At 70.4% G+C, this 9,995-nt stretch carries 9 protein-coding genes and 1 pseudogene; 7 read left to right on the forward strand and 3 right to left on the reverse strand.

Annotated features, from left to right (window positions below):
- Nucleotides 1–421: 421 nt before the first annotated feature.
- Nucleotides 422–799, forward strand: coding sequence for a hypothetical protein (locus HCU73_RS07740; RefSeq protein WP_168622847.1), 378 nt, complete (start codon nt 422–424; stop codon nt 797–799).
- Nucleotides 800–859: 60 nt separating this feature from the next.
- Here the strand turns inward: HCU73_RS07740 and HCU73_RS07745 are convergent.
- Nucleotides 860–1,012: pseudogene (locus HCU73_RS07745) on the reverse strand (IS6 family transposase); the annotation flags it as partial.
- A 117-nt stretch (nt 1,013–1,129) separates the two neighbouring features.
- Nucleotides 1,130–2,044 carry a helix-turn-helix transcriptional regulator gene (locus HCU73_RS07750; protein ID WP_168622848.1) on the reverse strand — a complete coding sequence of 305 codons (915 nt, stop codon included), beginning with the start codon at nt 2,042–2,044 and terminating at the stop codon, nt 1,130–1,132.
- A gap of 87 nt (nt 2,045–2,131) precedes the next feature.
- Here HCU73_RS07750 and HCU73_RS07755 point away from each other — a divergent pair, with 87 nt between their 5' ends.
- The 6 genes from HCU73_RS07755 (at nt 2,132) to HCU73_RS07780 (ending at nt 7,989) form a co-directional block, all read left to right on the forward strand.
- A complete protein-coding gene (locus HCU73_RS07755) occupies nt 2,132–2,827 on the forward strand; it encodes an ABC transporter permease (RefSeq protein ID WP_338052027.1) in 696 nt (231 codons plus the stop codon).
- Nucleotides 2,824–3,555: an ATP-binding cassette domain-containing protein gene (locus HCU73_RS07760; protein ID WP_239025479.1), complete on the forward strand. Its 732-nt coding sequence runs from the start codon at nt 2,824–2,826 to the stop codon at nt 3,553–3,555. Before HCU73_RS07755 ends, HCU73_RS07760 begins: the two co-directional genes overlap by 4 nt.
- 19 nt (nt 3,556–3,574) lie before the next feature.
- Nucleotides 3,575–4,390: an ABC transporter substrate-binding protein gene (locus HCU73_RS07765; protein WP_210730532.1), complete on the forward strand. Its 816-nt coding sequence runs from the start codon at nt 3,575–3,577 to the stop codon at nt 4,388–4,390.
- Nucleotides 4,391–4,436: 46 nt separating this feature from the next.
- Complete coding sequence (locus HCU73_RS07770; protein ID WP_168622849.1) at nt 4,437–5,423, forward strand: MoeA family protein; 987 nt, start codon at nt 4,437–4,439, stop codon at nt 5,421–5,423.
- Nucleotides 5,424–5,428: 5 nt separating this feature from the next.
- Nucleotides 5,429–7,366: a molybdopterin biosynthesis protein gene (locus HCU73_RS07775; protein WP_168622850.1), complete on the forward strand. Its 1,938-nt coding sequence runs from the start codon at nt 5,429–5,431 to the stop codon at nt 7,364–7,366.
- Nucleotides 7,367–7,461: 95 nt separating this feature from the next.
- Complete coding sequence (locus HCU73_RS07780) at nt 7,462–7,989, forward strand: DUF2478 domain-containing protein (protein WP_168622851.1); 528 nt, start codon at nt 7,462–7,464, stop codon at nt 7,987–7,989.
- A 16-nt stretch (nt 7,990–8,005) separates the two neighbouring features.
- On the opposite strand, the gene HCU73_RS07785 is transcribed toward HCU73_RS07780, so the two are convergent.
- Entirely contained in the window at nt 8,006–9,958 is a 1,953-nt protein-coding gene (locus HCU73_RS07785; protein ID WP_168622852.1) for a 4Fe-4S binding protein, read from the reverse strand.
- Between the last annotated feature and the right edge of the window lie 37 nt (nt 9,959–9,995).

The raw sequence follows: 9,995 nt of genomic DNA on the forward strand, positions 1-9,995 counted from the left end.
CGGCGGGATGGTGTGCCGTCTGACGAAACCATGGCGGGGACCTGCATGGCCCGGACTGATGCAGGTTGGTGGCCCGCCATCTTTCCCGCCGACCGGCGGAAACCCACCGACAGGAGAAGGACGGGCGCGGGATTGGCCCGGCCTGTCCGCAGCGGTCCGTCAGCTGGGGGTGACGACGATCTCCACCCCGCGGCTATCCGGCCCCGCGGCGGGGGATCCTGCACGCCGACGCCCGCGCCCGCTTCAACGCCCTGTCCGGGGCCGCGCGGCCGTCGCCGATCATCCCATCGGCGCGTCCTCGTTGCCGGGAATGGCATGGAGCGAAGTTGGCGTGGCCAGGCGAGCGTCCACAGGCTCGGTTCCGATATTGACAGCCGGGCGGCGTTCCACGCGAATGCCCCTGCCAGATGGAAGTGGAGCAATGACCGGCCTTTACGTCGTTTTCTCGAAACGCCGGCAGGAGCAGCTGACCAGCCGTCGCAACGGCTACCGGCAATACATTCTGGACGACGGCTTCGGTTATGTCCGGGAAGAGCACGATACCGATTTCCTGGGTGACCGTCAGATCGACCGTGTCCGGATGTCGGACCAGTGGATCGCCGACATACTGTCGGTCAAGGAAGATCCTCACGCGACGTTCTTCTTCGTGGACAACAGGCACCGGGAATCCGTGCCCGATGCCATCAGACGGGGCCTGAACCTTCCGCTGGGCAGAACGCCAGACGGAACCGTACACATCGACCGGGCGCGGCATCTGGCTTCCGATCTGAGGACCGTCCCTCGCAGCCTTGACGAATAAGGCCGGATCCCGCCCGACCATCTGGGATCAAGGGACCTGGCCGCGGCCGGGTCGGGAGACCCGCACCGTCTGGTGGCTGATCTCGACGCCGCGCTCGTGCAGCAGGTCCGCGACATTGCGCAGCGACAGCGGGCACCGGACATGCATCATCACCGCGCGGCGAATGATTTCGGGGCGCGTCTTGAACCACTTGAAGGGGCTGGGTCGGGTCATGCGCCGACGCCAGACAGTCTCCTGCCCCAGAGCCCGGCAGACTGCTCGGCATGATGGTTGCCGCCTCAGCCATTCGGAACGCGCCTGAGGGCGGGGCGGCCGGCGCTGAACCGGTGCTCAGCCGTTCCAGACCACGGTGCCGAGACCGCTCAGGTCGTAGCCCCCCAGATGGGCGGCGCGCGAGGCAAAGGTTTCGGTCCTTGCGAAAGCCAGGAGCTTCTGGACCGGCGGATCGAAATAGGCGCGTCGGGTCATCACCAGATCGAAGCTTTCGTCCGAGATCAGCGGAAGGAAATGCAGCGCACCCGCCGCAGCCTGAAGCCCGAGGCCGCAATCGGCCTGCCCGGTGTCGATCAGGGCCGCCAGATCGGTATGGGTGTCGACGGCTTGACCGGCGGTCACGAGATCGGCGTGCGAAAGACCCTCGCGGGCGAGCAGCACCTCGAGCAGGCGTTGCGACCCCGCCCCCTCGGACCGGAGCGCGAAGCGCAGGCCGCGCGCCACGGCATCGGCCAGCCCCGTGACGCCCTTGGGATTGCCCGTCGCCAGCAACAGACCCTGGGTCCGGCGCGCCCAGTGGATCAGGACGTGGCGCGATCCGGGCAGATGCGCGTGCACCGCCGCGATGTTCCATGCCCCGCTCTGGGGATCGATCAGGTGCAGCCCGGACATGACCGCGCGACCCGCCGCCAGATCGTCGAGCCCCTGCGCCGAGCCGCGCGCCAGCACCGCCAGGCCGCTGCCCGATTGGCGCAGCGCCCATTCCAGCAGGGGATCGTTCGATCCGGCATAGATCGGCGGGGCCGGGGCGATGCCCGCATCGGGCAGTTCGGTCTGCGCCTCGAGCCAGGCGTCGATGAGCCGGCGCGGAAAGAGGATCTTTCCCGTGGCCCGGGTGAAGGGAATCGTCTGGCGGGACACCATCTCGTAGATCGTGCGCTCCCGCAGGCGCAGGTAGGTCGCGACTTCGCCGGTTGTCATGAGGGACGACGCCTCGGTGATCACCGAGAGAGAGGGGGTCACGTTCTGCATTTCCATGCACTTCCGTGCAAAAATTACGTTGTTGAACGATATTGCAGTTTGATCCTAATTTCCAGCGGGTCTTGGGGAGGAGTGCCTGTGGAAGGGCCGTTCGCGACCGCTTTCGGCCTGCTTCTGGCCGCCGATCCGGTGCTGATGCAGATCATCGGCCTGTCGCTGCGCGTGACGCTGACGGCGGTGCTGATCGCCTGCCTGATCGGTCTGCCGCTCGGGGCGGCGCTGGCCTTGGCGCGGTTTCCCGGTCGGGGGCCCGTCATCATCGTGTTCAACGCGCTGATGGGTCTGCCCCCCGTGGTCGCGGGCCTGATCGTCTACCTGATGCTGTCTCGCACGGGGCCCCTGGGCGATCTGGGCCTGCTCTTCACGCCCGAGGCGATGATCCTTGCGCAGGTCGTGCTGATCCTGCCCATCGTGGTGTCGCTGACGCGGTCGGTGGTCGAAGACATCTGGGCCGAATACCGCGAGCAGTTGCAGAGCCTTGGCGCCGGGCGGCTGCGTGCGGTGCCCACGCTCTTGTGGGACGGCCGGGTCAGCCTTCTGACCGGGGTTCTGGCGGGCTTTGGTCGGGCCAGTGCCGAAGTGGGCGCGGTTCTGGTCGTGGGCGGCAATATCGCGGGCCATACCCGCACCATGACGACCGCGATCACGCTGGAAACCAACCGCGGCAACCTCGGCCTTGCGGTGGCGCTGGGGATCATCCTGCTCACGCTGACCCTGACGCTGAACGCGGCCGCCTGGGGGGCCGGACAATGGGCGCGGGGGCGGTTGGGATGACCCATGTGCGCGCCTTCGTTCCGTCGATCCTGCCGCTCCGGCTCGAGGGGGTGGGGTATGCCGTGGGGGTCAAACCTCTGCTGTCGGATGTGTCGTTGACGGTCGAACCGGGACGGCGGCTGGTTGTCCTCGGCGCGAATGGCGCGGGCAAGAGCCTGCTCCTGCGGCTGTGCCACGGGTCGATCGCGCCGACATCGGGCCGGTTTTTCTGGGCTGATGGATCGCCCCGGCCCGAGGCACAGGCCATGGTGTTCCAGCGCCCGGTCCTGCTGCGCCGCACGGTGGCGGCCAACATCGACTATCCGCTGGCCCTGCGCGGCCTGTCCCGGTCCGACCGGCGCGCCATGGTCGCGCGCACGCTCGACCGCTTCGGGCTGGGCGCGATGGCCGAGCGGCCCGCGCGGCTCTTGTCGGGCGGCGAACAGCAGCGGCTGGCGCTGGCGCGGGCCTGGGCGATGCGGCCCGAGGTCCTGTTTCTGGACGAGCCGACATCGGCGCTCGACCCGTCGGCCACGCGGATCATCGAGGAGATGATCGAAAGCTTCTCGGCCGAGGGCATCACCATCGTGCTCACCACGCACAACCTCGGGCAGGCGCGTCGCCTGGCCGAGGACGTGGCCTTTCTGCATCGCGGCCGGTTGATCGAACAGGGACCTGCCGCGGCCTTCTTCGCGGGGCCGAAGACCACCGAGGCCCGCGCCTTTCTTGCGGGCGATCTGATCTGGTAAACAACGGGAGTGATCTACCATGACGCCGACACGGCGTTCGGCCCTTCTGGGTCTTGCATCCAGCCTCGCAATGCTGGCGGCGCTGCCTGCGGCCGCACAGGAGTTCATCACCGTCGCCTCGACGACCTCGACCGAGAATTCGGGGCTTTTCGGGCACATCCTGCCCATCTTCGAGGCCGAGACCGGGATCGAGGTCCGCGTCGTGTCGCAAGGCACCGGCCAGGCGCTGGAGACCGGGCGGCGCGGCGATGCGGATGTGGTTTTCGTCCATGCCCGCGCGCAGGAAGAGGCCTTTGTCGCCGAAGGCTACGGGGTGCAGCGCTTCGACGTGATGTACAATGATTTCGTCATTGTCGGACCGTCCGACGACCCCGCCGGCGTGCGCGCGACCGACAGCGCCGCCGGCGCCATGGCCGCGATTGCCGGGGCCGGGGCATCCTTTGCGTCGCGCGGGGATGACAGCGGCACCCATGTGGCCGAACAGGGTCTGTGGGCCGCCGCCGGGATCGCGCCTGCGGGGGATTGGTATCTGTCGACCGGTTCGGGCATGGGCGCCACGCTGAACACCGCGGCGCAGGTGCCCGCCTATGCGCTGACCGACCGGGGCACCTGGCTGTCATTCGCCAACCGTGGCCCGCTCGAGATCGTGTCCGAGGGCGATCCGGTGCTGTTCAACCCCTATGGCATCATCCTGGTCAATCCCGAACGTCACCCCCATGTGAAGGCCGATCTGGGGCAGGCGTTCATCGACTGGATCACCTCGCCCGAAGGTCAGGCCGCCATCGCCAGCTTCGAGGTCGGGGGCGAACAGCTGTTCTTCCCCTCGGCGCAGTAGGGCGGCGCACTGGCCTTTGCCGGCGCGGGGGCCTAAGTCATGCGGGATGAGCAGCCTTGTTCCCCTTGACGATTGCCTCGCGCAGGCGCTGGCGGGCGTGGTCCCCGTCGCGCCCGAGCGCGTGCCGCTGGCTGTCGCACGGGGCGGTGTATTGGCCGAAGATCTGGGTTTTCCGCGCGATACCCCGCCCGTGGCCGAAGCGCTGCGGGCGGGCTTTGCCGTGACGGCGCTGGATCTGACCGGGGCGAGCGCGGGCCTGCCCATCCCCTTGGGTGCGGCGGTCCCGGTTCTGCCCGGCGATCCCATGCCGCCCGGAACGGATGCCGTTCTGCCGCCCGACGGGGTCGAGCCGATCCCGACAGGCGTTGCCGCGGTCCGGCCGATCGCGCCGGGTGAGGGCATGCGCCGCGCGGGTCACGACGGGCGGGCGGGGGTGGTCCTTGCGCCGATGGGCACGATCCTGTCCGACCGGCTGTGCCGTGTCGGGCAGCTGGCGGGGATCGGCGAGTGCGGCCTGCGCCGCGCGCGGGTCGCGGTCGATCTGCCCGATCCGGCGCAGGCGGGGCTTGCCCGTGCGCTCCTGGGGGTGTTCGGCGATCCGGTCGCGCCGGATGCGGCGGACATGGTGCTGCGCCCGTCCTCGGATCAGGCGCCGCGCCTTGCCCTTGCGCCCGGTGACACGGCGTGGCTTGCGCGGGAGGGGGCGGCGCTGATCCTGTCGGTGCCGCGCCGGTTCGACGGCATGGTCGCGGCCTGCCTTGCGCTGGGCCGTCCCGCGCTCGACGCGCTGACCGGGGCGACCCGTTCCCCCGAGACCCGCGCGCTGACGCGCAAGGTCGCCTCGGGCCTCGGCCTGTCCGACCTGGTCCTGTTGCGGCGCTCGGGCGACGGCTGGGGTCCCGGCCCGGCGGGCAGTGTGACGCTTGCGGCTCTTGCCGCCGCCGATGCCTTTGCCATCCTGCCCCCCGGCAGCGAGGGCCTGCCCGCGGGCGCGATGCTCGCGGCGTTTTCCCTGTCCTTTCCCCCCGGGTGACCACGATGTCTGCACCGAACGCGCCAGGTCTTGCGGGGCATCAGCAGGAGCAGTTCCTGCAGGTCCTGTCCCGCGATGACGCCGAGGCGGCCTTCATGGCCGCGCTTGGCCCGCGGCCGTTGGGGGCAGAGGAGGTTGCGCTCGAGGCGCTGCTCGGGCGGGTGCTGGCGCGCGACATCGCGGCCCCGGTCGATGCCCCGCCCTTCGACCGGGCGGTGGTCGACGGCTTCGCCCTGCGCGCCGCCGACCTGTTCGAGGCCTCGGAGGCGGAGCCGGTGCGGTTGCGCCTGAACCCGGAGGTGATCCATTGCGGCACCGCGCCCGCGCTGCCCGTCGCCCCCGGCACCGCCACGCCCATCGCCACGGGCGGGCCCATCCCCCGCGGGGCCGATGCCGTGGTGATGATCGAGCATACCGAGCCGGAGGGCGACGGGATCGCGGTCGCCCGCGCCGTGGCACCGGGCAGTTTCATCGGCTTTGCCGGGTCCGACATCGCGCGCGGTCAGACGCTTCTGCGCCGGGGCGTCGTGATCGGGGCCCGCGAGGTGGCGATGCTGGCCGCCGTGGGGCTTGACCGCGCGCCGGTCTGGCGCAAGCCGCGGGTCGCGGTCCTGTCCACGGGCGACGAGCTGGTCCGGCCCGGCGATCCGCTGCGCCCGGCCGGGGTGTACGATTCGAACGGCCCGGTGATCGCCGCGGCGCTGGCCGAGAATGGCTGCGAGGCGGTGCATCTGGGGGCCATCCCCGATGACGAGGCGCAGCTGACCGAAGCGGTCCGCGCGGCCTTTGCCGCCCATGATGCGCTGATCCTGTCGGGCGGCACGTCCAAGGGTGCGGGCGATCTGACGACAAGGGTCATCGCCGGTCTGGGCGCGCCGGGGATCGTGGCGCATGGCGTGGCGCTCAAGCCCGGAAAGCCGCTCTGCCTTGCGGTGTGCGACGGCAAGCCGGTCGCGGTTCTGCCGGGGTTTCCGACATCCGCGATGTTCACCCTGCACGAGATGGTTGCCCCCGTGCTTCGGATCATGGCGGGGCTGCCGCCACGGGGCGCGGCCCGGATCGAGGCGGTGCTGCCCCTGCGCCTTGGCTCGGAACTGGGGCGGACGGAATTCGCGATGGTTGCGCTGACCGAGGGGCCGGAGGGGGCGGTGGCCCATCCGGTCGGCAAGGGATCGGGCGCGGTCACGGCCTTCGCGCAGGCCGACGGGTTCCTGACGGTGCCCGCCCTGGTCGACAGCCTCGCCGCCGGCACGCGGGCCGAGGTCACGCTGTTCGGCGTCGGTGTCGCCGCGCCCCGGCTGGCGGTGATCGGCAGCCATTGCGTTGGGCTGGATGCGGTCGTCGGGCGGCTGGCCGGGCAGGGGATGACGGCCCGCATCCTGGCCACCGGATCGCAGGGCGGGTTGGCCGCGCTGGCGCGGCGGGAATGCGACATCGCCCCGATCCACCTGTTCGATCCCGCCACCGACAGCTTCAACACGCCTTACCTGGCCGATGGAATGCGGCTGATCCCCGGCTGGCGGCGGATGCAGGGCCTCGTCTTTCGCGCGGGCGATGCCCGGCTCGCGGGGAAGGGCGTGGCGGAGGCGCTGGCCGCCCTGCTCGCCGATCCCGAGGCGATCATGGTCAACCGCAATCAGGGCGCGGGCACCCGCGTGCTGATCGACCGGCTGCTGGCGGGCGCGCGGCCGCAGGGCTACTGGAACCAGCCCAATTCGCACAATGCGGTCGCCGCCGCCGTCGCGCAGGGCCGGGCGGATTGGGGCGTGGCGATCCGGCCGGCCGCGGAGGCGCTGGGTCTGGGTTTTCTGCCCGTGGCCGAGGAGCATTACGACTTCGCCGTCTGGCAGGACCCGCGCGATGCCGCCGCGCTGGAGGCGTTCGAGGCGGCCCTGGCCCAAAGCAGGGACGAGCTGCACGCGCTGGGGTTCGATCCGCGCTGAGGGGCGGGATTGTTGACAATCCGTCGGGCGCTTGCCTAAGCACGCACGCGACCTCGCCGACGCGGCAGGTTTGCGCGGGGTGGAGGCACCGGCCCATGCTGGGTTACATGATCTCGACAGGGCGCGGCGCGGGCGACCGGCTGATGATCGCCGTGGCCGAAGGGCTTGCGGCAAGGGGTATCGCCGTTGCGGGGGCGGTGCAGCTCAACGTCGAACATGATCCCGAGCGGCATTGCCACATGGATCTGCACATCCTGGGTCGGGATGACGTGTTGCGCATCTCGGAGGATCGGGGGCGCCATGCGCGCGGCTGCCGGTTGGACCCGCGCGGTCTGGCCGACGCGGTTCATCGCGTCGAAACCGTGCTGGACGAGGGTCGGGCGGGCGTTCTGCTGATCAACAAGTTCGGCAAGCAGGAAGCCGAAGGCGGCGGGTTCCGCGAGGTGATCGGTCGCGCGCTGCTGGAGGGCAGGCCGGTCCTGACCACGGTGTCGCAGGGGAACCTGCCTGCCTTCCTTGCCTTTGCCGAGGGGCTCGCGGTCGAGATCGCGCCCGATGCCGAGGCGGCGGTCGGCTGGTGCGTTGCGGCGCTGGCCGGTCCGCCTGCGGCGCTGGCCGTCTAGCCCGAAGCGCCGCCCGTTACGCGGTCGGCCCCTCGTGCGGGTCGAAGCCTGCGATCACGACCTCCTTCGTGCGGCAATCGTCGCACATGGTCAGCAGGCGTTTGCGCGCCGCCCCGTCCTCGCCGCTGAACATCCAGTGACCCTCCAGCCGCTCCATCACCCGGCGGATGGACGAACCGGTGCCGAAGCCCTTGCCGCAGGAGGTGCAGCAGAAGGGTTCTTCTTCCTTGAGGATGCGCTTGGGGTTGGCCCAGGCGGCGAAATCCATCTGCGGCGTGATGGAAATGGCCTGTTCGGGGCAGGTCACCTCGCAGATTCCGCATTGCACGCAGGCGCTTTCGGTGAAGCGCAGCATCGGCTTGTCGGGGTTGTCGCCAAGCGCCCCCGTGGGGCAGGCCCCGACGCAGGCAAGGCACAGCGTGCAGCTGTCGAGGTTGAGGGTCACGGTGCCGAAGGGCGCGCCGTTGGGCAGGTCGATCCGCTGGGCGGGGCGGGGCGCGGTGCGGTTCAGCTCCTCCATCGCCAGGGTCAACAGCCCGCGCTTGTCCTCGGGCGGCAGGAAGGACGAGCGCGCGGGCCGCAGTGGCCGGGCCGGATGCCGAAGCGCGGTTTCGAGCGCGTCGGGGTCATCGGTCTGGATCAGCGCACAGGCATCGGCGGGGTGGCCGGTCGCCTCGCAGATGGCGGCCATCAGGTCGAGCGTCGTGGCCAGCCCATCGAGCGGATGGGCCGGGCGATCCTTGGCCAGAACGCGCACGCCGCCCGCCCCCCAGGCCAGGGCCGCGGCCATGATCTCGGGGCCGATCTGGCTGGGTTCGTTGACCTGAACCGGGATGACATGGGCGGGAAGGCCGCGCCCGAACCGGGCCGTCGCATCGATCAAGGGCGCGCCGTGCGCGTCGTCGTGGAACAGGATCACGGGGGCATTGCGCCCGCCCGCATCCACCCACGCCGAAAGGCCCGCACGCAGGCGGTCGGCCAGGCTGCCCACGGCGGGCAGCGCGTAGGAGGCCGCCCCGGTCGGGCAAGCCGCCGCGCATTGCCCGCATCCCGCGCAGATCGCGGGGTCGATGGCCACGCTGTCGCCCGCGGGCTGGATCGCGCCGGTGGGACACAGGTCGAGGCAGCGGGTGCAGCCGGTCTTGGTGTTGCGCGAGTGGGCGCAAAGTCCGGCCTCGAAATCGATGTATTTGGGCTTGTCGAAGATGCCGACCATCTGGCCCGCCTCGGCCACGAGGGCGGCGACCGCCGCGGGGTCGCGCGGATCGGCGCGCAGATAGCCCGGGCGCGTGTGGTGGAACAGGGGCTGGCCACCCGTCAGGTCCAGCACCAGATCGCAGCGGGACACCGCGCCATTGCGCGCCGGGCCGAAATCGAGCCTTGCGCGGGAGGACGGGGCAGGGGCCGCGTAGGCATCGACGGTCAGTTCGAAGGCACCCATGTGCCCCTTGGCCCGCGCGATACGGCCCTGAAGCACCGGCCAGGTTGTCCGGCGGGGCGGCGCCACATCGGCGCCGGGCAAAAGCAGCACGGTCAGGTCCAGAACATCCGACAAGTGACGCGCGGCCTCGATCGCGACCTCGTCCCGGCCCAGAACCAGGGCGATCCCCTTGCTTTCGAGGCTGACCGTCTCGAAGGACGACTCCTTCGTTTCCGCCATGGCCAGAAGGGCTGCCATCTTGGGTGCGGCCTTGGCCCCTTCGTCCGACCAGCCCGCGGTTTCGCGGATATTGGCGAAGCGGAGCGTGCCGGCATATTCCGCATCCTCGGCCACTTCGGAGAACAGCGGGGCTTCCTGCGTGCAGGCCACGGTGACCGAGGCAAAGCTGCCAAGCGCCTGCCGGAAATTGTCGAGCTGGGCGCGACAAAGCTGGCTGGACAGTTTGCCGGTGGCCCTCAACGTGTCGGCGTCGAGGGTCATGGTCCCTTCGCAGGTGCAGATCAGGCGGGCGTCGTTCCGGTCGTGCATGGGGCTTTCGTCGGGCTTTCGGCTGGACTATCTGACA

The sequence above is a fragment of the Roseicyclus persicicus genome (assembly GCF_012395815.1).
In the GTDB taxonomy this organism is placed as follows: Bacteria; Pseudomonadota; Alphaproteobacteria; order Rhodobacterales; family Rhodobacteraceae; genus Roseicyclus; species Roseicyclus persicicus.